Annotated in this window: 27 protein-coding genes; 19 read left to right on the top strand and 8 right to left on the bottom strand. The window is 75.4% G+C overall.

Annotated elements, in window-relative coordinates; translation table 11 throughout:
• Positions 1-14: 14 nt before the first annotated feature.
• From secA2 to H1D33_RS11445, 4 genes are all read left to right on the top strand, one after another.
• Positions 15-2,309, top strand: a complete 2,295-nt coding sequence (gene secA2, locus H1D33_RS11460) for an accessory Sec system translocase SecA2 (RefSeq protein WP_181568079.1) — start codon at positions 15-17, stop codon at positions 2,307-2,309.
• Between the two features lie 207 nt (positions 2,310-2,516).
• Positions 2,517-3,233 carry a GAF and ANTAR domain-containing protein gene (locus H1D33_RS11455; protein WP_414685537.1) on the top strand — a complete coding sequence of 239 codons (717 nt, stop codon included), beginning with the start codon at positions 2,517-2,519 and terminating at the stop codon, positions 3,231-3,233.
• A 76-nt stretch (positions 3,234-3,309) separates the two neighbouring features.
• The gene (locus tag H1D33_RS11450; protein WP_181568080.1) at positions 3,310-3,816 is read left to right on the top strand and encodes a DUF2231 domain-containing protein; all 507 of its coding nucleotides are present in this window, start codon (positions 3,310-3,312) and stop codon (positions 3,814-3,816) included.
• Positions 3,817-3,909: 93 nt separating this feature from the next.
• Positions 3,910-4,668: a class I SAM-dependent methyltransferase gene (locus H1D33_RS11445; protein WP_181568081.1), complete on the top strand. Its 759-nt coding sequence runs from the start codon at positions 3,910-3,912 to the stop codon at positions 4,666-4,668.
• On the opposite strand, the gene H1D33_RS11440 is transcribed toward H1D33_RS11445, so the two are convergent.
• Positions 4,646-5,620 carry a DUF3500 domain-containing protein gene (locus H1D33_RS11440; protein WP_181568082.1) on the bottom strand — a complete coding sequence of 325 codons (975 nt, stop codon included), beginning with the start codon at positions 5,618-5,620 and terminating at the stop codon, positions 4,646-4,648. The genes H1D33_RS11445 and H1D33_RS11440 overlap by 23 nt on opposite strands.
• A 25-nt stretch (positions 5,621-5,645) precedes the next feature.
• Positions 5,646-6,038, bottom strand: a complete 393-nt coding sequence (locus H1D33_RS11435; protein ID WP_181568083.1) for an ankyrin repeat domain-containing protein — start codon at positions 6,036-6,038, stop codon at positions 5,646-5,648.
• Between the two features lie 67 nt (positions 6,039-6,105).
• On the opposite strand from H1D33_RS11435, the gene H1D33_RS11430 reads away from it, so the two are divergent.
• The 10 genes from H1D33_RS11430 (at position 6,106) to H1D33_RS11385 (ending at position 12,050) form a co-directional block, all read left to right on the top strand.
• A complete protein-coding gene (locus H1D33_RS11430; RefSeq protein WP_181568084.1) occupies positions 6,106-6,483 on the top strand; it encodes a cupin domain-containing protein in 378 nt (125 codons plus the stop codon).
• 106 nt (positions 6,484-6,589) lie between these two features.
• A complete protein-coding gene (locus H1D33_RS11425) occupies positions 6,590-7,042 on the top strand; it encodes a cysteine dioxygenase (RefSeq protein WP_181568085.1) in 453 nt (150 codons plus the stop codon).
• Positions 6,996-7,583, top strand: a complete 588-nt coding sequence (locus tag H1D33_RS11420) for a rhodanese-like domain-containing protein (protein WP_307755392.1) — start codon at positions 6,996-6,998, stop codon at positions 7,581-7,583. The genes H1D33_RS11425 and H1D33_RS11420 overlap by 47 nt, the downstream gene beginning before the upstream one ends.
• Before the next feature lie 52 nt (positions 7,584-7,635).
• Positions 7,636-8,226: a winged helix-turn-helix domain-containing protein gene (locus tag H1D33_RS11415; RefSeq protein WP_181568086.1), complete on the top strand. Its 591-nt coding sequence runs from the start codon at positions 7,636-7,638 to the stop codon at positions 8,224-8,226.
• A gap of 291 nt (positions 8,227-8,517) precedes the next feature.
• On the top strand, positions 8,518-9,123 hold the full coding sequence (locus H1D33_RS11410; protein WP_181568087.1) for a winged helix-turn-helix domain-containing protein: 606 nt from the start codon (positions 8,518-8,520) through the stop codon (positions 9,121-9,123).
• Between the two features lie 89 nt (positions 9,124-9,212).
• Complete coding sequence (locus H1D33_RS11405) at positions 9,213-9,842, top strand: nucleoside/nucleotide kinase family protein (RefSeq protein ID WP_181568088.1); 630 nt, start codon at positions 9,213-9,215, stop codon at positions 9,840-9,842.
• Positions 9,843-10,029: 187 nt separating this feature from the next.
• Complete coding sequence (locus tag H1D33_RS11400; RefSeq protein WP_181568089.1) at positions 10,030-10,428, top strand: TraR/DksA family transcriptional regulator; 399 nt, start codon at positions 10,030-10,032, stop codon at positions 10,426-10,428.
• A 31-nt stretch (positions 10,429-10,459) separates the two neighbouring features.
• Positions 10,460-11,329, top strand: coding sequence for a DUF72 domain-containing protein (locus H1D33_RS11395; RefSeq protein ID WP_181568090.1), 870 nt, complete (start codon positions 10,460-10,462; stop codon positions 11,327-11,329).
• Positions 11,330-11,430: 101 nt separating this feature from the next.
• Positions 11,431-11,616 (top strand): hypothetical protein, encoded by a 186-nt coding sequence (locus tag H1D33_RS11390; protein ID WP_181568091.1) that lies wholly within the window; start codon positions 11,431-11,433, stop codon positions 11,614-11,616.
• A 5-nt stretch (positions 11,617-11,621) separates the two neighbouring features.
• On the top strand, positions 11,622-12,050 hold the full coding sequence (locus H1D33_RS11385; RefSeq protein WP_181568092.1) for a DUF2267 domain-containing protein: 429 nt from the start codon (positions 11,622-11,624) through the stop codon (positions 12,048-12,050).
• A 51-nt stretch (positions 12,051-12,101) separates the two neighbouring features.
• Here H1D33_RS11385 and H1D33_RS11380 read toward each other — a convergent pair whose 3' ends face one another.
• Positions 12,102-12,845: a PIG-L deacetylase family protein gene (locus tag H1D33_RS11380; protein ID WP_181568093.1), complete on the bottom strand. Its 744-nt coding sequence runs from the start codon at positions 12,843-12,845 to the stop codon at positions 12,102-12,104.
• 190 nt (positions 12,846-13,035) lie between these two features.
• Here H1D33_RS11380 and H1D33_RS11375 point away from each other — a divergent pair, with 190 nt between their 5' ends.
• Positions 13,036-13,338, top strand: coding sequence for a hypothetical protein (locus H1D33_RS11375; RefSeq protein WP_181568094.1), 303 nt, complete (start codon positions 13,036-13,038; stop codon positions 13,336-13,338).
• A gap of 9 nt (positions 13,339-13,347) precedes the next feature.
• Entirely contained in the window at positions 13,348-14,619 is a 1,272-nt protein-coding gene (locus H1D33_RS11370) for a cupin domain-containing protein (RefSeq protein WP_181572789.1), read from the top strand.
• A 116-nt stretch (positions 14,620-14,735) separates the two neighbouring features.
• Here H1D33_RS11370 and H1D33_RS11365 read toward each other — a convergent pair whose 3' ends face one another.
• From H1D33_RS11365 to H1D33_RS11345, 5 genes are all read right to left on the bottom strand, one after another.
• Positions 14,736-15,407: a hypothetical protein gene (locus H1D33_RS11365; protein ID WP_181568095.1), complete on the bottom strand. Its 672-nt coding sequence runs from the start codon at positions 15,405-15,407 to the stop codon at positions 14,736-14,738.
• Positions 15,404-18,076: an FtsK/SpoIIIE domain-containing protein gene (locus tag H1D33_RS11360; protein ID WP_181568096.1), complete on the bottom strand. Its 2,673-nt coding sequence runs from the start codon at positions 18,074-18,076 to the stop codon at positions 15,404-15,406. The genes H1D33_RS11365 and H1D33_RS11360 overlap by 4 nt, the downstream gene beginning before the upstream one ends.
• Positions 18,069-18,947 carry a hypothetical protein gene (locus tag H1D33_RS11355; RefSeq protein ID WP_181568097.1) on the bottom strand — a complete coding sequence of 293 codons (879 nt, stop codon included), beginning with the start codon at positions 18,945-18,947 and terminating at the stop codon, positions 18,069-18,071. Before H1D33_RS11355 ends, H1D33_RS11360 begins: the two co-directional genes overlap by 8 nt.
• 10 nt (positions 18,948-18,957) lie before the next feature.
• Positions 18,958-19,218, bottom strand: a complete 261-nt coding sequence (locus H1D33_RS11350; protein ID WP_181568098.1) for a hypothetical protein — start codon at positions 19,216-19,218, stop codon at positions 18,958-18,960.
• Between the two features lie 183 nt (positions 19,219-19,401).
• A complete protein-coding gene (locus H1D33_RS11345) occupies positions 19,402-19,779 on the bottom strand; it encodes a hypothetical protein (RefSeq protein WP_181568099.1) in 378 nt (125 codons plus the stop codon).
• Positions 19,780-19,894: 115 nt separating this feature from the next.
• Here H1D33_RS11345 and H1D33_RS11340 point away from each other — a divergent pair, with 115 nt between their 5' ends.
• Genes H1D33_RS11340 through H1D33_RS11330 form a run of 3 tightly spaced genes read left to right on the top strand, consistent with a single transcriptional unit; the run spans position 19,895 to position 23,031 of the window.
• Positions 19,895-22,447: an ATP-dependent Clp protease ATP-binding subunit gene (locus H1D33_RS11340; RefSeq protein WP_181568100.1), complete on the top strand. Its 2,553-nt coding sequence runs from the start codon at positions 19,895-19,897 to the stop codon at positions 22,445-22,447.
• A 60-nt stretch (positions 22,448-22,507) separates the two neighbouring features.
• A complete protein-coding gene (locus H1D33_RS11335; RefSeq protein ID WP_181568101.1) occupies positions 22,508-22,681 on the top strand; it encodes a hypothetical protein in 174 nt (57 codons plus the stop codon).
• Positions 22,681-23,031 (top strand): DUF3140 domain-containing protein, encoded by a 351-nt coding sequence (locus H1D33_RS11330; RefSeq protein ID WP_181572790.1) that lies wholly within the window; start codon positions 22,681-22,683, stop codon positions 23,029-23,031. Before H1D33_RS11335 ends, H1D33_RS11330 begins: the two co-directional genes overlap by 1 nt.
• The last annotated feature ends 7 nt before the right edge of the window (positions 23,032-23,038 follow it).

Raw genomic sequence — 23,038 nt, 5'->3', positions numbered from 1 at the left:
TACCGTTGCGGCTCATGGGTGTGTCGCAACGGATGAAGACCAGGTTCCGCCGGTTCCTCCAGCGCCCGGGGACGACGGTCGACCTGGCGCCGCTGGAGAAGCTGCTGCCGGCGATCGAGGCCCGAGAGGCCGAGCTGGAGCAGCTCTCCGACGCCGAGCTGACCGAGGCCGCCGGCCAGGCCGAGAAGTACGAGGAGATCTGCGCGATCGGGCGTGAGGCGGCCCGCCGCGGGCTCGACCAGCGCCCCTACGACGTGCAGCTGCTCGGCGCCATGGCGCTGCTCTCCGGCAAGGTGGCCGAGATGGCCACCGGTGAGGGCAAGACGCTCACCGCCACTGTCGCCGCGTACGGGCACGTGCGGCTGGGCAACGGCCCGGTGCACGTGCTCACCGTCAACGACTACCTGGCCCGCCGCGACGCGGAGTGGATGGAGCCGGTCTACACCCTGCTCGGCCTCACCGTCGGCTGGGTCAACGAGGCCTCCACGCCGCAGGAGCGGCGCGCCGCCTACGGCTGCGACGTCACCTACGTCTCGGTCAGCGAGGCCGGCTTCGACTACCTGCGCGACCAGCTCGCCACCGACCTGGCCGACCGGGTGCAGCCGCCGCTGAAGACCGCGATCGTGGACGAGGCCGACTCGATCCTCATCGACGAGGCGCGGGTGCCGATGGTGCTCGCGGGCGCGGTTCCCGGCGAGCAGGATCCGGTGCACGCCGCCGCCGCGCTGGTGCGCGGCCTGCGCAAGGGCCGGCACTACACCGTCGCCGAGGACGGCCGCAGCGTCGCCTTCACCTCGCTGGGCCTGGCCACCGTCGAGGCGAAGCTGGGCGGCATCGACCTCTACGACGCCGAGCACGTGGGGCAGCTCTCCGCGGTCAACGTGGCGCTGCACGCGCACGCCCTGCTGCACCGCGACGTCGACTACATCGTCCGGGACGACTCGGTCGAGCTGATCGACGAGATGCGGGGCCGGGTCGCCCAGCGCCGCCGCTGGCCGGACGGGTTGCAGGCCGCGGTCGAGGCGAAGGAAGGGCTGGACGCCACCGCCGAGGGTGAGGTGCTGGGCACGGTCACCGTCCAGGCCTTCATCGCGCTCTACCCGACGGTCTGCGGGATGACCGCGACCGCGGTGCTCGTCGGCGACCAGCTCCGCGAGTTCTTCGGCCTCGAGGTGGCGGTGATCCCGCCGAACACCCCGTGCGTCCGGGAGGACGAGTCGGACCGGATCTACGCCACCCGCGCCGAGAAGGAGGAGGCGCTGGTCGACGAGATCACCCGTTGCCACCAGGCAGGGCGTCCGGTGCTGGTGGGCACGCTCGACGTCAAGGAGTCCGAGGGCCTGGCCACCGCGTTGCGCGCCGCCGGCGTGTCGTGCGTGGTGCTCAACGCCAAGAACGACGACGAGGAGGCGGGGATCATCGCCGAGGCCGGCGCGCACGGCGCGGTGACGGTCTCCACCCAGATGGCCGGCCGGGGCGTGGACATCCGGCTCGGCGGCAGCGACCAGTCCGACCAGGAGCGCGTGGCCGAGCTGGGTGGCCTCTACGTGATCGGCAGCGGCCGGCACGACAGCCGTCGGGTCGACGACCAGCTCCGGGGCCGGGCCGGCCGGCAGGGCGACCCGGGCGGGTCGGTCTTCTTCGTCAGCCTGGAGGACGACCTGGTGGTCCGGCACGCCGGCGACACCGTGCCGGCCTCGCCGCGGATGAACGCCGACGGCCTGGTCACCGACCCGCAGGTCGACTACGCGGTGGAGCACGCCCAGCGGGTCGCCGAGGGCGTCAACCACGAGATCCACCGCAACACCTGGCGCTACAGCCACGTGATCGAGCAGCAGCGCAAGGCCCTGGCGGAGCGGCGGGAGCGGTTGCTGACCACCGACATCGCCGCGCTGATGCTGCTGGAGCGGGTGCCGGAGAAGGCCAACGAGATGGACGAGGACCTGCTCGCCGACGTGGCCCGCAAGATCGCCCTCTACCACCTGGACCGGCTCTGGGCCGAGCACCTGGCCGAGCTGTCCGAGGTGCGCGAGGGCGTGCACCTGCGGGCGCTGGGCCGCCTCGACCCGCTGGACGAGTTCCACCGCAGCGCGGTGCCGGCGTTCAACGCGTTGATGCCCGAGATCGAGACGCGGACCATCGCCACGTTCGAGGAGACCGAGTTCGACGAGGGCTGGGAGCCGGACGCGTCGAAGCTGGTGCGCCCGAGCGCCACCTGGACGTATCTGGTGCACGACAACCCGTTCGGCTCGGAGCTGGACCGGTTGATCGCCTCGGTGGGCCGCCGGCTCATCTCCGGGTCCCGCTGACCCGACCGCGGGGGCCCCTCCGGCCGGTACGGCCGGAAGGGGCCCTTTTGCGCGGTTTCGATGCCGGGCCGGCGGGGTAGTAGGCCGAGGCTCGGCCAGAGGGAGGACGGACATGGCACAGGCAACGGCGCCGGAGCGGAACACCGCGTGGAGCGACGCGGGGGCGGCGGGGGCCGTGGCGCGGTGAACCTCGACACCTGCCAGCCGATGACCGACGACCTGGGTGTGCTGGAGACCGCCGCGCTGCTGCGCGAGCTGACCGCCGGCCTGATCGCGGTGGCCGACTTCGACGAGGCGCTGGACCGGCTGGTCCGGATCGCCCGCGACGCGGTGCCCGGGGTGGATTCCTGCGGCTTCACCGCGCTGCGGGCCGGTGAGCCGGCCGGGGTGGCCGCGTCCGACCCGCACCGGGCCGAGCTGGACGACCTGCGGCACGGCCCGGACACGCCGGCGCTGAGCGCCATCCGTCGCCGCGAGATGATCATCGCGGGCGGGTTGGCGGACGAGACGCGCTGGCCGGCCTGGAACGCGCGGGCCCGCGCGCTGGGCGTGCACGGGGTGATCTCCGCCCCGGTCGACGTCGACGAGCAGGTCATCGGCGCGATCAACCTCTACGCGCAGTCTTCGGAGGCGCTCACGCCGAGCCACCAGCTCACCGCGATGCTGCTGGCCGAGCACGCCGGGCTGCTGCTCGCCGCCGTCCGCGACCGGGAGCGGGCGACCGCCCGCGCCGGCCAGCTCGACGGCGCGCTGCTCGCCGAGGGGGTGGTCGGGCACGCGGTCGGGGTGATCATGACGCAGCGGGGATGCCCGGCGCCGGAGGCCCTCGACGTGCTCCGCAGCGCCGCCTCCTCGTTGGACATTCCGCTGCGCGAGGTGGCCGAGCGGCTCGTGCTCACCGTCTCCCGACCTCGGGACAACTGACCGACAGTCGTTTCGCCCCACGGGCCCCCGGGTAGCACCCTGGACTGGTGATCTGCGCCGACGTGGGGAGGACGCGATGGAGAGCCGACTTCGGGTGCAGGGGCACCCCATCCAACCGATGCTGGTGACGTTTCCGTTCGGGCTCTTCGTCAGCGCCGCCGTGTTCGACCTGGCCGACGTCGCCGGCGGCCCGGCCTTCCTCGGCGAGGTGGGCTACTGGACGGCGGTCGCCGCGCTGGTCGCCGCCGGGCTCGCCACGGTGGCCGGGCTGGTCGACCTGTGGGACGTGCGGATCGGCCGCGCCAACCGGACCGCCGTCACGTTCAATCTGGTCAACGCCGTGATGGCGGCGATGTTCCTGCTCACCTGCCTGATCCGGGCGCACGCCCCGCAGCGCGGCGCGACCGGGGGCCAGCTCGCCACCGAGCTGGTCGCGCTGGTCGTGGGCGCGGTCGGGGTGGGCCTGGGCGCGCGGCTGATGCAGCAGTCCGACCGGCGTCGCGCCGCCGAGCCGACCGGACTGGACGCCTTCGACGGCGTGCACGGCGCCACCGTCGAGATCGCCCGGCCCCGACCGTTCTGACCGTCGGGCGGCGTGGACCCGGCGCTGGCCGGCACGGCGACGGGAGCGGAAATCGCGTTGCCGGGCGCGGTCGTCCGGCGGCAGGCTCGGGCCATGGTCACCGATCGTGGATTCGACGAGCTGGTCGCCGAGGCCGAGGCCGCCCCGGTCGAGGGATGGGGCTTCTCCTGGCTGGCCGGGCGCGCCACCGAGGAGCGCCCGCCGTGGGGGTACGCGCGCCTCGTCGCCGCCCGGCTGGCGGCCGTGGACGCCGCCCTGGACATCGACACCGGCGGCGGCGAGGTGCTGGCCGAGGCGCCCACGCCGCCGCCGCTGCTGGTGGCCACCGAGGCCTGGCCCCCGAACGTGCCGGTGGCCCGGCGCAACCTGCGCCGGGTCGGCGCGCACGTGGTCCGGGTCGGCGAACGCCCGCCGCTGCCGTTCCGCGACGCCGCGTTCGACCTGGTGGTCAGCCGGCACCCGGTGGACACCTGGTGGGACGAGGTGGCGCGGGTGCTGCGCCCCGGCGGCAGCTACCTGTCGCAGCAGATCGGCCCCGGCACGATGCGGGAACTCAGCGAGGCGGTCCTCGGGCCGCTGCCGCCGCCGGAGCACCGCCACCCGGAGCAGGCGGTCGCCGCCGCCGAGGCCGCCGGGCTGACCGTGGTGGACCTGCGCAGCGCCACCCTGCGTACCGTCTTCCACGACGTCGGCGCGGTGGTCTGGTTCCTGCGCAAGGTGGTCTGGACCGTGCCCGGTTTCACGGTCGACCGGCACCGCGCCGCGCTGCGCCGGCTGGACGAGCGGATCCGGGCCGAGGGCCGGTTCGTGGCCCACGCCCGGCGGTTCCTCATCGAGGCCCGTCGCCGCTGACCGGCCGGTGCGCGGCGGCGTGGTGCGCGGCCAGCACGTCGGCGCCGAAGTCGCCGGCCGGGCGGCGCAGCACGGTGTGCGCGTGGTTGCCGTCGTCGGCGGTGTTGTCGTACTCGATCAGCAGGTCGTCGCCCTGCACCCGGTAGTAGTGTCGCCGGCCCGGCTCGACCGGGCCGGCCCAGGCGAAGTGCAGCTCGCCGCCGTCGAGCCGGTCGGTCTCCCGGGCGGCCAGCTCGGCCGGGAGCCGGTCCAGGTAGAGCGCGACCAGGCGGTCGAGCAGCGCGCGGCCGGTCGGGCCGAGTCGACCGCGCGGCACGCCGAGCGGGTCGAGCCGGCCGGGCGCGGTGGCCCGGGTGGCGCTGATGATGTCGGCCGGCGCCTCGGTGGCGATGATCGCGGCGGACCGCCCGCCCGCCCCGAGCGCGTCCAGCAGCTCGCGGGCCAGGTCCTCTTCCGGGCCCAGCGGGCGGGAGACCGGCCGGCCGGCGTGCCGGACGGTGGCCGGGTTCGCGCCGAGGAAGATCGGGGCGGGGGAGACCCGGTCGTCGGCGACGGTCATGCTCACCGACAGGTGGTGGCCCTCGAACCGCCACCCCCAGCGGTCGTCGCGCGCCGGGTCGCCGAAGACCGCCACCCAGTAGTCGCCGCTGTGCCGGCCGCGCCGCCAGCCCTCGGCCCGGTCGAGCACCTCCTCCAACGCCACCACGGCCATCGCCTGGGCGTAGGCGGCCGGGCTCAGCGCGGTGGCGAGCAGCCGGTGGGCGGCCTTGCGGGCGCCGACGTCGAGGTCGGCGACCGTCACGCCGGGTCGGGGGCGGGGCCGGTACTCCAGCCATCGCCGGGCCGGCTCGTCGTCGAAGTCGTGCCGGGCCCGCCGGCGGGCCGGTTCGTCGAGCGCCGCCAGCAGCGCGCCGGCCGCGACGCGCATCTGCTCGGGTACGGGATCCTCCACCGATCCTGTATACCCGCCCCGGGCGTCAGTCGCGGCCGAGCAGCGCCAGCATCTCGGGCAGCGCGAAGAACCGGGCGGTCTCGACCGCCGAGGGGCCGCCGTGTTCCGGGTCGGCGCCGGCGTCGAGCAGGGCCCGCACCGCCGCCGCGTTCTGCCGGAACACGGCCGCCGCCAGCGCGGTCTGGCCCCGGTCGTTGACCCGGGCCGGATCCGCGCCACGGGCGAGCAGCGCGGACACGGTCTCCGGGTGGGCGTGGTAGGCGGCCAGGATCAGCAGCGTGTCGCCCTTGGCGTTGGTGAGGTTGACCGGCAGCCCGGCGTCCACGTTGGCGGCCAGTTCCGCGGTCTCGCCGGCCCGCGCCAGGTCGAACATCCGGTGGGCGAAGTCGATCGTCGCGGCGTCCAGTTCGTCGGGCATCCGCCCAGGCTAAGGCGTGCCGGCCGGTCGTGCCTGGTAGCTTGCGCAGCCGGCACGGGAGGTGGTTGTGGACGATCGGGTGTACGTGGGCAACGCGGCGGTGGACGGGGCGGCCGACGCGGGCTGGTTGCTGGGGCACTTCAAGCCGGCGGGCGACGTGCGGCACAGTGCCGAGGTCGAGGTGAAGTGGGGGGTGCACCCGGCGGGGGAGACGCGTTCGCGGTGGGCCACCGGCGAGCGGCGTACCGCGTTGCTGGTGCTGGTCAGCGGCGCGTTCCGGGTCGAGTTGCCGGACCGCACGGTGGTGCTGCGCGCGCCCGGCGACTACGTGGTGTGGGGCCGGGGCGTGGACCACTCCTGGTACGCGGAGCGGGAGTCCACCGTGCTGACCGTCCGCTGGCCGTCGGTGCCCGGCTACCGGGTGGACCCGCCGGTGCGGCGCTGACGCGCGAACGGCGTCCCAGCATTCGGTATTACCTACTAAACCTATAGGGTTTACCGTCTAAAGTACGGGGGCACGCACCGCTCCGCACCGTGAGGACGTCCCGCCGATGACCAGCACCGATCCCACCGATCTGCGTACCGTCGCCGCCTGCTGGGCCGACCCGACCGGCTGGCCGGTGCCGCTGCGCTTCGACCGGTCCGAACGCTGGTACGCGCGCCTGCACGCCGACGCCGCGCACGAGGTCTGGGCGCTGAGCTGGCTGCCCGGGCAGGGCACCGACCTGCACGACCACGGCGGCTCGTCCGGCGCCTTCCTGGTCGTCGCCGGCGTGCTCACCGAGGAGACGGTCAGCGGCGGCCGGCTGCGCCCGCACCGCCTCGCCGCGGGCGCCGGCCGGCGCTTCGGCGCCCGGCACGTGCACCAGGTCACCAACCGCGGCGACCAGCCCGCGGTCAGCGTGCACGTCTACCGGCCCGCGCTGCGCCGGATGACCCGCTACCGGCTCGACGCCGGTGGGCTGCGGGTCGCCGAGGTGGCCGAGGCCGGCGTGGCGTGGTGAGCCGGCCGACCGTCCCGCCCCCGAATCCCGCCGAACGGAAGGACGCCACCATGGCGCAGACCCCCGCCCCCGCCGAGAGCTGTCCGGTCCCCCGCCCGGCTCGCGGGGCATCGACGACATCCTCGCCGCCGCCCGCGCCCGGCTGCGTCGTCTCGACCCGGAGCAGGCCCACCTGGCCTGCCGGGGCGGCGCGCTGCTGGTCGACATCCGCCCGGCCGGCCAGCGGGCCGCGCACGGCACCGTGCCCGGCGCGCTCACCGTCGAGCGCAACGTCCTGGAATGGCGCTTCGACCCGCGCTGCGCGGCCCGGCTGCCGCAGGCGGTCGGCTACGACGTGCCGGTCGTCGTGCTCTGCCAGGAGGGCTACACGTCGTCGCTGGCCGCCGCCGCGTTGCAGGACATCGGCCTGGGCCGGGCCACCGACGTGGTCGGCGGCTTCGCCGCCTGGCGCATCGCCGGCCTGCCCACCCTCGGCCCCACCCCGCCGCCCCGACCCTCGTCCACCGCGCCCCCGGTCACCGCCGGCCGGGCGCTCCGCTGACCGTCCCGCCGCACCCGGCGGGGCGGGGCGACCGCCCGCACAGGAGGCTCCCATGTCCGTCGTCGCCCTCGACAGCCGTCCGGCCCGACCGGGCCGTCCCGACCGGACGCCGCCGTCCCGGCCGCGTACCGCACCGACGCTGACCATCACGCTCGACCTGGGCGCCGGCCCGCTGACGCCCGGCCTGGCCCGGCTGGTCGATCTGCTGGACGAACTCGCCGCCGCCGGCGAGGCCCTGGTCCGCCCGGACGAGCACCGGGCCGTCCGGGCCGTGCGCGACCTGCGCCGGCCCGCCGCGCCGCCGGCCCCGGCCCGCCCGGCGGTCGCGCCGGGGGAGCCCGGTGGCGTCCGCCTCCTCACCGGCACCCGCCGGGTCCGGCACGGCGGCGTCGAGGTCGGCCTGACCCGCATCGAGTACGACCTGCTGCTGTTCCTCGCCGAGCATCCCCGCCGGGTGTTCACCCGGTTGCAACTGCTCGCCAACGTGTGGGGCTACGAGCACGCGGTGGCCCGGACCGTGGACGTGCACGTGCGCCGGCTGCGCGCCAAGTTCGGGCCGGACACACCGCTGGTGACCACCGTGTACGGCGTCGGCTACCGGCTCGCCGACGACGCCCCGATCGAGGTGGACCGCGACGCCTGAGCCGGTCGTGGCCGACCCGCGGCGTGCCCGGTCACCGGGCACGCCGCGTTCACGTTCGTGTCGCCACCCGCCATTGTGAACCGGCCGGGGACCCCCGGTAACGCCACGTCCGGCCGCTCTGCTCTAATCAACGAGCATCGTACGCAGAGCGAGCACCCGGCTCCGATGCGTTCGTCAATTGTCACATTCATGCAACGCAGCGGCCCCTTGACCCTCACGCGAGCGCCGGGAAGCATCGATGAAGCGGCGTCCCGGGCCGTGGGGAGATACCCGGACCAGCCAAGGAGGACCATGTCGGTCAGCCCCGCCTCGTCGCGCGCCGGATGGCATACGTCCCAACCCGCGGTCCCCGGCCGTCCGCCCGGCGGCCAACGCCGCCCCGCCAACACGGCCACCCCGGTGCTCACGGTGACCCTGAACATCCCGCTGGCCTGCGAGGAGTCGCTCGTCCCGGCCGCCCGCCGGCTCCTCGACGCCGCACGCGAGCTGCTCGAACGCGGCGACGCGGTGATCAGCACCGGCACCGCGACGGTGGACCGCCGGCCCGAGGTGCCGGCCGGTCGGGCCCCCGCGCGCTCGCTCGCCCCGACCATCCCGACCCTGCACATCCTGGCGTCCTCCCGGTCGGTGCTGCGCGACGGCGAGCCGCTGCCGCTGACCCGGCTGGAGTTCGACCTGCTGCTGCACCTGGTCGCCCACCCCCGCCGGGTCTTCACCCGGCTGCAACTGCTCAACGCGGTCTGGGGCTACGAGCACGCCGGCGTCCGCACCGTCGACGTGCACGTGCGCCGGCTGCGCGGCAAGGTGGGCGTGGACGTCCCGCTGGTCACCACCGTCTACGGCGTCGGCTACCGGCTCGCCGACGACGCCCGGGTGACCATCGACCGCACCGGCTGACCACCCGCGACCGCACGCCGGACGGAGCCCCGACCGCCCGGACGCGACCGCGAGGTGAGCCGGCCCCGCCGGCCGGGCAGGATGGTCGGATGGCCGTCCGCCCGATCAGCCCCGACCGGCTCGTCGCCGAGTTGGCCGCGCGTCTCACCCGCACCGAGGCGCCCGGCCGGCTGCGGGTGGCCGTCGACGGCCCGCCGGCCGCCGCGCCGGGCGCCCTCGCCGCCGCCCTCGTCGACCCGCTGCGCGCCGCCGGCCGGCCGGCGCTGCACGTCCGGGCCGACGACTTCCTGCGTCCCGCCTCGGTGCGCCTGGAACAGGGCCGCACCAACCCGGACGCCTACTACGAGGGCTGGCTCGACGAACCCGGGCTGCGCCGCGAGGTGCTCGACCCGGCCGGCCCGCACGGCAGCGGTCGGCTGCTGCCGTCGCTCTGGGACGCCGGCGCCGACCGGGCCAGCCGGGCCGCCTACCGGGACCTGCCGCCCGGCGGGGTGGTCCTGGTCAGCGGCGCGCTGCTGCTCGGCGGCGTGCTGCCGTTCGACCTCACCGTCCACCTGGTGCTCTCCCCGGCCGCGCTGGAGCGCCGCACGGACGCGGCGTGGCGCTGGACCCTGCCGGCCTTCGCCCGGTACGCCGACGAGGTCGACCCGGCCTCCTTCGCCGACGTGGTGGTCCGCGCCGACGACCCCCGGCACCCGGCCCTCGTGGAACGGCCCTGACCAGGCCGGACGAACTCACCGGAAAGTGCCAGGAAATCTCCGGTTTGGCCCGCCGGGGGCAGGGGTATTCGCCCGGCTCACAGAGCACGGGTGATCTCGCCCGCGCACCCGATGTCCCGAACCGGGTCCTCCGGCGCCTCGTCGCCTTGGAGGACCCGGCGTGAGACTGCAGGAAAGGCAGGCAGCGATGCTCGTCCACGAAACGACGGCCACCGGCCGCTCCCAGGCGGAGGTCGACCAGATCCGGCAGTCCCTGCGGTCCCGGTACGACGAGCTGACCGCGGAGTACGACCAGGCGGTCATGCAGAGCCAGGTGCTGCGACTGGTCGAGGTCGGCGACACCGCCGGCGACGACCAGGCCGACAGCGGCACCAAGACCGCCGAGCGGGACACCGCGCAGTCCCTGCTGCGCACCATCCTGGAGCGCCGCGCCCAGTTCGAGCGGGCGCTGACCCGGCTCGACGAGGGCACCTACGGTTTCTGCGAGGGCTGCACCGCGCCGATCCCGGTCGAGCGGCTGGAGATCTTCCCGTCCGCCACGTCCTGCGTGGCCTGCAAGCAGACCCGGGAGCGGCGGGCGGCCTGAGCCGTCCCGCCCCTCCTCACCGGTCGGTCCCATGGGTGAGATCAAGGTGGGCACCGCGTCGTGGACCGACCGGACCCTGCTCGACTCCGGCTGGTATCCGGCGGACGCCGACACCCCGGAGCGCCGGCTGTCCTACTATGCCCGGCGGTTCCCGCTGGTCGAGGTGGACGCCACCTACTACGCGCCGCCCGCCGAGCGCACCGCCCGGCTGTGGGCGGAGCGCACCCCGCCCGGGTTCACCTTCAACGTCAAGGCGTTCAGCCTGCTGACCGGTCACCCGACCCGGGTCTCCGCGCTCTACAAAGACCTGCGCCCGGAGACGGAGAAGCGCAGCGTCTACCCGGGCGACCTGCCGGCGCAGGCGTACGAGGAGGTCTGGACGCGCTTCCTGTCCGCGCTGGACCCGCTGGTCGACGCCGGCAAGCTCGGCGCGCTGCTGTTCCAGTTCCCGCCCTGGTTCACCATCAAGCGGGACAACAAGCAGTACCTGCTCGAGGTGGCCCGGCGGTGCGCCCCGCTGCGGCCGGTCTTCGAACTCCGGCACGCCTCCTGGTTCGACGGCGACAACGCCGACGAGACGCTGGACTTCCTGCGCGGGCACGAGCTGCCGTTCGTCTGCGTGGACATGCCGCAGGGCCACAAATCGTCCGTACCCCCGGTGCTGGCCGCCACCGCGGATCTCGCGGTGGTCCGGTTCCACGGGCACAGCGACAGGTGGACCAGCAAGGACATCCACGAGAAGTTCGGCTACGACTACTCCGACCGGGAGCTGCGCGACTGGGCGCCGAAGCTGCGCGAGCTGGCCGACCGGGCCGAGCAGACCCACGTGCTGATGAACAACTGTTTCCGGGACAACGCGCAGCGCAACGCCACCACGCTCGTCGACCTGCTGGCGCGCTGAGCGCGCCTCACCCGCACCGGGTGAGGCCGGCTCACCCGCCCGCCGCGCAGCATGGACCCGACGCGCGGACCACCGACCGCGCGGCGACCAGGAGGTGGGTCATGACGGTACGGGTGGTGGCGGATCGACGCCGCGGTGGCGTCCTGCACGTGGTCGGCAACTCCGACGTCCCGCCGGAGCGGGGCGGGCGGCCCGGCCGGTTCAGCCCGACCCGGCTGTGGCGGGGGCCCAGCGGCCCGCCGCGACGCGCCGACGACCGACGCTGGGAGACCGACGCCCGGGGGTGATCCGGATGGCTGAGCAGTTGATGTCCGCGTTCGAGTCCTCGCTGGACAAGACGAACGTGATCCTCAAGGAGATCGAGTCGGCGTACGGCTGGCCGCCGGAGCGGCGCAACCAGTCGTACGCGGCGCTGCGCACGGTGCTGCACCTGCTGCGCGACCGGATGCCGGTGGGCGAGAGCGCCGAGTTCGCCCAGCAGTTGCCGGTGCTGCTGCGGGGCATCTACTTCGACGGCTGGCAACCGGAGAACGTGCCGATCAGGCTCAACCGCGACGACTTCCTGTACGAGGTCCGCCAGGGCTTCCCGTACGACGTCGAGGGTGGCCCGCAGCGGGTGACCCAGGTCGTGCTGGACACGTTGCGGCGGCACGTCACGCAGGGCGAGTGGCAGGACGTCAAGTCGAACATGCCGCAGGGCCTCGGTCAGCTCATTCCCTGACCGGTCCCGCCGTGGCCCGTCCCGCCGGTGCGGTGGGACGGGCCACGGCCGTCAGGCCAGGTCGATCCGGAACACCTCGAACGCGGCGCCGAAGCGGGCGCCGAGCCGGGCGCCCGCTGGCCGGGCCATCCCCTCCAGGAACTCCTCGGCGTCGAAGCTGCCGTCGCCGAGCCCGCTCAGGTAGGCGCCGTGCGCCCGCAGCGACGCCACCCCGGCGTCGAAGGTGTCCGTCACGTCCACCCCGTGCCGGGCCACCGGCGACCCGGCCGCCCACACCTCGCGGACCCGGGACCACGGCTGCGTGCCGTCGGTGAGCTGCTCCGGGAAGATCCACCGGTTGCCGGCGTCGCGGACCGCGTCCAGGGTGGCCCGCCCGCAGGCGATGTGGTCGGCCTGGTTGAGCGCGTACCCGCCGTCCCAGGTCTCCCGGAAGTTGTTCGTGAGCACCACGTCCGGCCGGTGCCGGCGGACCACAGCGGCGATCGCCCGGCGCAGCGGCACACCGTACTCCAGCAGCCCGTCGGGCAGGCCGAGGAACTCGACCGCGGACACCCCGACCACGGCCGCGGACGCCCGCTGCTCCTCCTCGCGCAGCACCCGGCTGCGGTCCGGCGGCATCCCGTCGATGCCGGCCTCGCCGCTGGTGAGCAGGCAGTAGACGACCTCCTTGCCCTGCCGCGTCCAGCGGGCCACCGCGGCGGCGGCGCCGAACTCCAGGTCGTCCGGGTGGGCCACCACGGCCAGCGCCCGGTGCCAGTCCTCGGTCAGCGGGGTGAGCGGTTCCGGCTGCGTCACGTGCCTACCTCCTCGGGCGTTCTCCTCCGGCCATCCTGGCACCGACCGGTACCGGCCGGGTGCGGGCGCGAACCGTCGGTGCGCGCCGGTTCGGGCGTCTACCGTGTGGTTAGAGAAGATCGGGCGTGGGGTACCCCCCGCTGAAGACGGACCCCGGGAACACGCGGGGCGGCACACCGAGGGAGCACCCATGGCTTTGAACGACGACGACATCCAGACCAACGGCGGCGGCGGCCTGGAGGGCCCGGCCGACGGCGGTGCCACCCCGGGTCAGCACGACGGCGGTGCCGACGGTGGCGCGGAGGGTCCGGCCGACGGCGGCGCGACCCCGGGTCAGCACGACGGCGGCGCGGACGGTGGCGCGGAGGGTCCGGCCGACGGCGGCGCCACTCCGGGTCAGCACGACGGCGGCGCGGACGGTGGCGCGGAGGGTCCGGCCGACGGGGGCGCCACTCCGGGTCAGCACGACGGTGGCGCCGACGGCAGCGCCTGACACATGAGCATGACGCACGTCGACCCGCCGGGTGGCCACGGCCACCCGGCGGTTTCGTCCCCTGCCGCCGCGGCGCTGGCCCGGTGCGTGGCCGTGGAACCGGCCAAGTTCGCCGCCGACCACTGGGGGCGAAGCCCGCTGCTGTCCCGGGCCGCCGAACTGCCCAACCCGCACGGCTTCACCGACCTGCTCAGCCCCGCCGACGCCGACGAGCTGCTCAGCCGGCGCGGCCTGCGTACCCCGTTCCTGCGGGTGGCCAAGGACGGCCAGCTCGTGCCGGCGGCGCGGTACACCGGCGGTGGCGGCGCCGGCGCCGAGATCGGCGACCAGGTGCTCGACGAGAAGGTCCTCGCGCTCTACGCCGACGGCGCCACCCTGGTGTTGCAGGGCCTGCACCGCACCTGGCCGGCGCTCGTCGACCTGGCCCGCGACCTGGGCGCGGCGGTGGCCCAGCCGTTGCAGGTCAACGCCTACCTGACCCCGGCCGGCAGCCAGGGCTTCGCCACCCACTACGACACCCACGACGTGTTCGTGCTCCAGGTCGACGGCCGCAAGCGCTGGCGGATCCACCCGCCGGTGCTCACCGACCCGCTGGAGCGCCAGCCGTGGGGCGGCCGGGCCGACGAGGTCTCCGCCACCGCCGAGGGCCGGCCCGCGCTGGACGTGGTGCTCGAACCGGGCGACGCGCTCTACCTGCCGCGCGGCTGGCTGCACAGCGCCCAGGCGCAGGAGTCCAGCTCGCTGCACCTGACCGTGGGGATCCGGGCGCTCACCCGCTACGCCCTGGTGGAGGAGCTGGCGGCGCTCGCCGCCGAGGACGCCCGGCTGCGCGCCGGCCTGCCGTTCGGCCTGGACCTGGCCGACCCGGAGGCGATCGAGCCGGAACTCACCGAGACCGTCGAGGCGCTGCGCGACTGGCTGCTGCGGGCCGACCCGGCGGCGGTGGCCGCGCGGCTGCGGACCCGGGTGTGGCCGGCCGCCCGACCGGCGCCGATCCGCCCTCTCGCGCAGGCCGAGGCGCTGGCCCGGCTCGACCCGGACAGCCGGGTCGCGCCGCGCGGCGGCCTGCGCTGGCAGCTCGCCCCGACCGGGGACGGTCGCGTCACGCTGCGCCTGGTCGACCGCACGCTCACCCTGCCCGGCACCTGCGAGCCGGCGCTGCGCGCGCTGCTCGCCGGCGAGGCGACCCGGGTCGGCGACCTGCCCGGCCTCGACGACGACGCCGACCGCCTGGTCCTCACCCGCCGCCTGCTCAAGGAAGCCGTGCTGGTCCCGGCCTGACGCCGAGGGTTTCGTCGATCATGGACTTGTGGTGCCATGGAATGCCGGTATCAGCCCGGAATCTGAGGGACCACAAGTCCGAGATCGGCGGGACGGCCACCCGAACCCGGGCAGGGTCAGCGGGTGTAGGTGACCGCCAGCAGGAGCAGGGTGGTCGCCAGGCCGCTGGCGGCCACCAGGATCATCGGGCGGGGGGTCAGCACCGCGTGCCGGCGGTCGGCCAACAGTCGGGCCGGCGCCAGGCCGACCAGCGGGCCGAGCAGCGTGATCACCAGCGCCAGCACCGGCAGGCCGACCGCCAGGTCGCCGCCCGAGCCGGCGCCCAGCGCCCGCGCCCCGATCCCCAGCAGGTACGCCACCAGCGCGCCACCCACCCCGCAGGCGATCAGCAGCGGGTTCACCGAGCCGGGCAGCTCGCCCGGCTGGCCGGTGCGCTCCAGCAGTTCGCGTACGCCGCGCAGCAGCGGCACCGGATCACCGGCGGCGCCGCGTACCGGCCCCGGCGGGTCGCCCAGGCGCCGGGCGCCCCCACCGACCCGGGCCCGCACCTGCGCCCACAGGTGGGCGACCTCACCGTCGACCCGCTCCACCATCCGCCGCGCCGCGTCCACCTCCGCCTGCGCGCGTCGCACCTGCTCGGCCGCGTCGGCCACCGCCCGCTCGGCGGCGGCCACCTGCTGGGCGTGCCAGGTGTGCGCCTCGGCCCGCTGGGCGGACACCCGGGCGGTCAGCTCGGCGAGGCGGCGGATCTGGGCACTGTACGTCTCACTGGAGACCGGTTCGTTCATCGGGACGGACCATAAGGGATGATCACCTGTCCGGTGCGGTGCACCGCGCGGTCGAAGTAGAGACCGCGCCACGGCCGGGGATACCAGTCCGGCCCGCCGCTGCCCGGGTAGAGCGACGAGCCCAGCTCACCGCCCTGCACGTCGAGCGCCACCCAGGCCCCGATCTGGTCCGTGCGGGCCCCGGCGCCACCCAGGTCGGCGCGCATCCGGGCCACCCCGCGCCACCACGCGAACACGTGGGTGCGCCGCTCCGGCCCGTCGTGCAGGATCCGGCGCAGCTGCTCCAGCCCGGTGCGGGTGCCCGCCTTGCCGGCCAGCGCCCCGGCCGCCGCGTCCACCGCGTAGAGCAGCAGGAAGTGCGGCGTACGCGGGGTGCCCGGCGCGGCCAGCCCGTCGCCCACCTCGGCCATCAGCTCGGACACCGTCTCCTCGTCGTACCAGGACGGTTCGCCGGGCAGGTCCTCGTAGAGCGCGCGGGCGGCCGGGTCGGCGTCGGGGTCGAGGCAGGCGATGGAGAAGCGGGCGGCGCCCGGGGCGTACTGCCGGGCCAGTGAGCGGGCGGCGGCGTCGAGCACCGCGCACGCCTCGTCCACCCGGGTGCCCAGCACGGCCAGGTTCCGCCCCGGCGCCCGGGGCAGCCGCAGCGCCGCCGAGCGGGCCTGCACGTCGATGATCTCACCGAGCAGCGCCACCGGGCCGCGCGGCACGCCCTGCTCGGGGGCGGTCAGCGCGCGGAAGTCCGGCGCCTCGGCCAGCCGGGGGATCGCGTCGCCGTCGAAGAGCCGGGCCGGCGCCGCGTCCTGCGGGCGCATCCGCCACAGCCGGTGCTGCAGCTCGCTCCACGTCTCCCAGTCGCTGGCCGACGGGATGCGGGCCACCTCGTTCCCCTCGGCCAGGCCGGACTCGGCGTTGACCACGGCGTGGTGGCGGGGCAGCGACTGCGCGGCGTCGTTGCGTTCGGCCAGGATGCGCAGCGCCTTGGGCAGCGCGATGCGCAGGGTGAACTGGGCGACCAGGGCGGGCCGGCCCCACAGCGCCTCGATGCCGCGCACGTCCTGCGAGGCGAGCACCAGGTGGATGCCCTGCGAGCGGCCCCGCCGGGCCAGGTCCTCCAGCAGGTCGGCGGCCTCCCGGGCGACCACGTCCCGGCCGGCGAGCAACGCCTGGAACTCGTCGACCACCGCGACGATGCGCGGCCAGTGCCCGGTCGGGTCGACCGCGCGCAGCTCGGCCAGCTTGGTGACCTCGTGCTTCTTCGCCGCGTCGGCCCGCCGGCGCAGCTCCTCGGCGAGGAACCGCAGCAGGGCCAGGCCGAACTCGCGGTCGGTGTTGACGTTGATCCCGACCAGGCGCATGTGCGGCAGCCAGCTCGGGTCGCGCCGGCCCTGGGCGAACCGGGCGAAGGACACCCCCTCCTTGAAGTCGAGCAGATAGAACTCCAGCTCGGCGGGGGAGTAGCGGGCGGCGAGCGCGCCGATCCAGGCGAAGATCAGGTTGGTCTTGCCGGTGCCGGACGGGCCACCGATCAACGCGTGCGGCGGATAGTCGCCGAGCGTGAGCAGCACCGGCCGCCCGTGCGGGCCCTCGCCGACCGGCGCGCTGAGGCCGTGCGCCGAGTCCTCCCGCCAGTATTCGTCGGGCTCAGGGAGCAGGTCGGTGAAGGGCGTCGGCGGGGGACCGGCGGCGACCCGGGAGGCGACCGCGCGGCAGGTCTCGGTGACCAGGGCGGGCGGCGGCGGGTCGTCGAGCACCACCGGCAGCCCGGCGATCCGGGCGTCGTCCGGATCGACCACGATCCGGGTGACGGTCCGGTCGTCGGGCAGGTCGATGCCGCGGACCACCAGGTGCACGCCGCAGGCGCCCCCGGTGCGGACCACCCGGTCGAGCTGGCCGCGCTCGTGCCGGGACAGCTCGTCGCCGCCGAGCAGCACCGCCACCCGCCACGGCTCCGGCCGGCGGCCGGTGGCGGCGGCCAGCTCGCGCAGCGACGCGTACTCGCCGGCCAGCACCGTGGCGTTGATCCGGCGGATCTGCTCCACCAGGTCGTCCAGCAGCCGGCCCAGGCCGCCCGGGCCGACGGAGGTGAGCAGGCCGGCGGTGCCCAGCGGCGCGAACCCGGCCAGCCCGCCGCCCAGGTGCTCCGGGTCGTAGCCGTACACCCGCACCGCGCCCGGGTCGGCCCGGCCGACGGCACGCAGCAGCAGCGCGGGCACCACCGAGGCCAGGCCGTCCCGGTCGCCGCCGGCCAGGTGCGCGTGCCCGGCGTCGAGCAGCGGAACCAGCGCCGGCACGGGTTCCGCGCCGGCGATGCGTACCGTGCCGATCCGGAACGCGCCCGGCGGCTCGGCCCGGCCGGCGGGCGTGGCCTGCCAGCGGTCCCAGGGCTCGGACGCCGCGCCCGGCGCCTCCCGCCGGGCCGCGTCGGCGGCGCGGCGCGCCAGCTCGGCCAGGCGGGCGGTGTGCCGGGCGTCGATCTCGGCGAGCCGCCGGTCGCGTGCCGCGCCGACCCGGGCCGGCACCGCCGCGGCCGCGCGGCGGGTACGGTCCAGCCGCTCCCGCCCGGCGACCAGCTCGGCGTCGGCGGCGGCGAGCCGGGTACGGGTGACCCCCAGCGCCTCGGAGAGCATCCCCCGCACGCGGGTGACCAGTTGGGCGCGGACGTCAGCCACGCGACGGCTCCCGTTCCTCGGTGTCCTTCGGCAGGTCCCGGCCGAGCCGGTCGAGCAGCACGCCGGTGAGCACCCCGGCGGTGACCGCCGGGTCGGCGGCGTGCGGCTGCTCCGTGCCGTCGTCGCGGCGCGGCGGCGGCATCCGGCAGACCCGGGTGAGCAGCGTGTCCAGCACCGGCGGCGGCAGCCCGGGGAGCAGGTCGCGGACCCGCCCGTCCAGCTCGCGGCGCAGCCGGCCCAGGTCGTCCGCGCGGGGCGGGTGGCCGAGCAGCTCCCCGGCCAGGTCGCGCAGCATCGGCGGGGCGATCGCCGCCATCCCCAGCCCGACGTCGGCGTGGGCGCGGCGCAGCTCGGCGTGCAGCCGGTCCCGATCGCCGGAACGGATGCCGACCACCACCCGGCGCAGCAGCTCGCGGGAGTTCTCCACCCGCTGGTCCGGCTCGTCCGGGGCGCCCTCCCGCCCGCCGGTCAGCTCCGCCACCCGGACCGCCCACCAGCGGCGCACCGCGGGTGGCTCGTCCGGCTCGGCGGCCGTGCCGGGCGCCGGTGGGGGCGCGCCGCGCGCCGCGTCGTGCCGTGGTCGCCGCTCACCCGCCGGGGCGGTGGGCGCGCCGTCGGCGGCCAGCCCGATGGCGGCAAGGTACGCGCTGAGCTGCTCCTGCGCGACCCGCAGCGCGTAGCCGGCGGTCTCCGCGTGCTCGGTGGCCGCGGTCAGCTCCGGCACGCCCATCGGGTCGGCCGACTCCTGGCGCACCCAGCGCAGCCGTTCCTCGGCCTGGCCGAGCTTCTCCAGCGCGGCGGCGAGCTGCCCCAGCGGCAGCTCCTCGGCGGCGGCGCGGACCTGCGCGCCGATGTCCTCGACGATGGACACGGCCGGCCCTTCAGAGCGTCGCGACGTAGAGCTGTGCCTGCTCCACCGCCACCAGTGTCGCGGCGAGGCACTCCTCCAGCTCCTGGCTGGCCTGGGTCAGCGAGGCCTGCGCCGCCTCGACCGTCTCGTGGCCGCTGCCCTCCAGCGCACCGGCCAGGGTCTGCTGCGCCTCGGCCAGTTTCTCGCCGGCCGCCTGCACCGCTGTCTGGCCGTCACCGATCTGCTGGAGAGCGGCATCGATGGCGGCCTTCAGCTCGGCGACGCTCGCCACGGGGACCTCCTGGGGGCAAGGGAGATCTCCATTACAACCCATCCCGACGGTTGGGCGAACATCCACCCTCGCGTCGTTCCTGCCCGGGTGTCCGGTTACGCCGCTGACGTGCGCGAAGACCGCGTCCGGGCGGGTCGGCCGGTCCCACCCGCGGACAGCCGGGTCCCGCTCACGGGATCGGCGTCAGCGGCCCAGCCACCGCGGCCCGCGGACCTCCGCGCCCAGCGCGGTCACCCGGGCCCGCAGCTCCCGGTCGGCGGTGACCACCACCCGACGCCGGTCCGCCGCGGCGGCCACCAGCTCGACCACCGCGTCGTCGCCGGACCCGGCGGCGGACACCACGTCCACGTCGGGCGCCGGCGCCACGTGCCGGGCCGCGCCCTCCACCACCAGCACCACCTGCACCGGTGGTGGCAGCTCCGGTGGCACCCCGGCGCCGGCCAGCGGGGCGAGCGCGTCGCGCAGCCGCGCCGCCGCGCCGGCCCGATCCCGCCACCAGCCGTCCGGCCGCGACCCGACCACGTTCGCGCCGTCGACGACCAGCAACGCTCGGCTCTCCATGCCCCCCAGCCTGCCACTGGTGTCGCGTTTGTCGCGCACCCCGCCGGGTAGCCACCGCCGACCGCGCCGCGCCCCGTCGCGTCCCGGTCGTGCCGACCGACTGCGGAGGACGAAGATGATGGGACCCGGTGACTTCGGCAACGACCCGTGGGACGAGTTCCTGGCCCGCTACTTCGGCCGAGGCGAGGGCGGGCGCCGGCCGGCCCACCGGGTCGACATCACCCGACTGATGACCGCGGACGCCCGGGAGATGCTGGCCGACGCGGCCCGGCGCGCCGCCCAGAAGCACAGCAACGACCTGGACACCGACCACCTGCTCTGGGCCGCGTTGCAGCGCGAGCCGCTGCGGGACCTGGTCCGCCGCGCCGGCGCCGACCCGGACGCGCTGGTCAACGCGCTCGGCGGGCGCGCCGACGGCGGCGCACCCGGCGGCGAGGTGCCGCCGAACCTGTCGCTCACCCCGGCCGCGAAGCGGGCGCTGCTCGACGCGCACCAGCTCTCCCGGGCGATGGGCGCCAACTACATCGGGCCCGAGCACATCCTGATGGCGCTGCCGCTGAACCCCGAGTCGCCGGCCGGCCGGATGCTCGCCGCCGGCCGGATCCAGCCGGAGTCGTTGCAGGCGGCCAGCGCCGAGCGCGGCGCGGCGAACGGCCCGCGCCCGGACCGGGGCACCCCCACCCTCGACCAGTACGGGCAGGACCTCACCGAACTGGCCCGGATGGATCAGATCGACCCGGTGATCGGCCGGGCCGACGAGATCGAGCAGGCGGTGGAGATCCTGTCCCGGCGGACCAAGAACAACCCGGTGCTGATCGGCGAGGCCGGCGTCGGCAAGACCGCCATCGTGGAGGGGCTGGCCGAGCGGATCTGCGACGGCGACGTGCCGCAGACGCTGATCGGCAAGCGGGTCGTCCAGCTCGACCTGTCGGGCCTGGTCGCCGGCACCCGCTACCGGGGCGACTTCGAGGAACGCCTGAAGAAGGTGATCGACGAGATCCGCGCCCACCGCGACGAGCTGATCGTCTTCCTGGACGAGATCCACACCCTGGTCGGCGCCGGCGGCGCGGGCAGCGAGGGCGGGATGGACGCGTCCAACATGCTCAAGCCGGCGCTGGCCCGCGGTGAGCTGCGGGTGATCGGCGCGACCACGCTGGACGAGTACCGGCGCAGCATCGAGAAGGACGCCGCCCTGGCCCGCCGGTTCCAGCCGGTGCTGGTGCCCGAGCCGACCGTCGAGGACACCGTCGCCATCCTGCGCGGCCTGCGCGACCGCTACGAGGCGCACCACCAGGTCCGGTTCACCGACGAGGCGGTGGTCGCCGCCGCCGAGCTGTCCGACCGGTACGTCACCGACCGGTTCCTGCCGGACAAGGCGATCGACCTGATCGACCAGGCCGGCGCGCGGGTGCGACTGCGCACCCGTACCCCCGCCTCGGACGTGCGCGACCTGGAGCAGCAGCTCGACGAGGTGCGCCGGGACAAGGAGCAGGCCGTCTCCGACGAGCAGTACGAACGGGCCTCCTCGCTGCGCGACCGGCTCGCCGAGCTGGAGGACCAGATCCGCCGCGCCCGCGGCGACGAGGGCCCCAACCACGTCCCCGAGGTCGGGCCGAAGGAGATCGCCGAGGTGGTGTCCCGGGCCACCGGCATCCCGGTCACCCAGCTCACCGAGGAGGAACGCGACCGGCTGCTGCGCCTGGAGGGGCACCTGCACGAGAAGGTGATCGGGCAGGACGACGCGGTCGGCGCGGTGTCCGAGGCGGTACGCCGCTCGCGGACCGGGCTGGCCGACCCGGACCGGCCGATGGGCAGCTTCCTGTTCCTCGGCCCCACCGGCGTCGGCAAGACCGAGCTGGCCCGGGCGCTCGCCGAGGCGCTGTTCGGCGAGGCGGACCGGATGGTCCGGGTGGACATGAGCGAGTTCCAGGAGCGGCACACGGTCAGCCGGCTGGTCGGCGCCCCGCCCGGCTACGTCGGCTACGAGGAGGCCGGCCAGCTCACCGAGGCGGTCCGCCGCCGCCCGTACGCGGTGGTGCTGCTGGACGAGATCGAGAAGGCGCACCCCGACGTCTTCAACATCCTGCTCCAGGTGCTCGACGACGGCCGGCTCACCGACAGCCAGGGCCGGACCGTGAACTTCAAGAACACCGTCCTGATCATGACGAGCAACCTCGGCTCGGAACTGATCACCGGGTCCCAGCGCACGGTCGGGTTCGCCACCGGCGAGCCGGGCCAGCAGGAGGCCACCGAGCTGCGGGAACGGCTGATGCGCCGGTTGCAGGAGAACTTCCGCCCCGAGTTCCTCAACCGGGTCGACGAGATCATCATCTTCCAGCGGCTGGAGGCCGAGCAGTTGCGCGAGATCACCGGCCTGCTGCTGGAGGAGACCCGCCGCCGGCTGCACGCCCAGGACATCCAGGTGGAGATCAGCACCGCCGGCGTCGACTGGCTCGCCGAGCACGGCTACCAGCCCGAGTTCGGGGCTCGCCCGCTGCGCCGGGTGATCCAGCGCGAGGTCGACAACCGGCTGTCGCGGATGCTGCTGGAGAACGAGATCTCGCCGGGGCAGAAGGTCACCGTGGACGCCCGCGACGACCAGCTCGTCTTCGACGTGTCCGCCGGTGAGCGCGGATACACGGCCGCCACCACGTCCCATCCCCGGTGAACGGGACGGCCACCCTCGGCGGGCCGGCCCGGCCCGTCGCGCACGGATCGGAGGGCGGACATGACCGAACCCGAGGAGACCCGGGAGGACACCGCGGCCGGCGAACCGATCGAGGCGGCACCGACGGCGAACCCGTCCCGGGTCCGGGTGCCGCCGGAAGGTCTCACCCAGCAGACACCGCACGGCGAGGGCGATCCGGAGGAGTCCGGGCCGCCGCCGGGAGAGGAGGCGTGATGGTACGGGAGGCGCGACTCGACCCCGAGGTCGAGGTGATCTGGGACGACTTCCACGCCGAGGTGAACGTGCCCTCCGAGCAGCTACGACAGTGGCTGCTGACCCGCGGGTCGGGGGAGGAGGCGTTCGGCCCCGACCCGGACCTGGACCTGCCCGAGCCCGGCCGGCGGATCCTCGCCGTGCTGCGCAAGCGCAAGGTCGACCTCACCCCGGAGGACATCGAGGTGATGCGGGAGGCGATCACCCGGATCCGGGAGCTGACCGCGGAGAAACCGGGCCGGGGCAACGCCGACGACGAGTGGCGGCACGCGCTGCTCGACCTCGGTCACGACGTGCTCGTCGAACGCTGAGCCGGCG

This window comes from Micromonospora ferruginea (genome assembly GCF_013694245.2).
Taxonomy (GTDB): Bacteria; Actinomycetota; Actinomycetes; order Mycobacteriales; family Micromonosporaceae; genus Micromonospora; species Micromonospora robiginosa.
The sequence above is the reverse complement of the archived record's forward strand: the minus strand, read 5'-3'. Positions and strand labels throughout refer to the sequence as shown.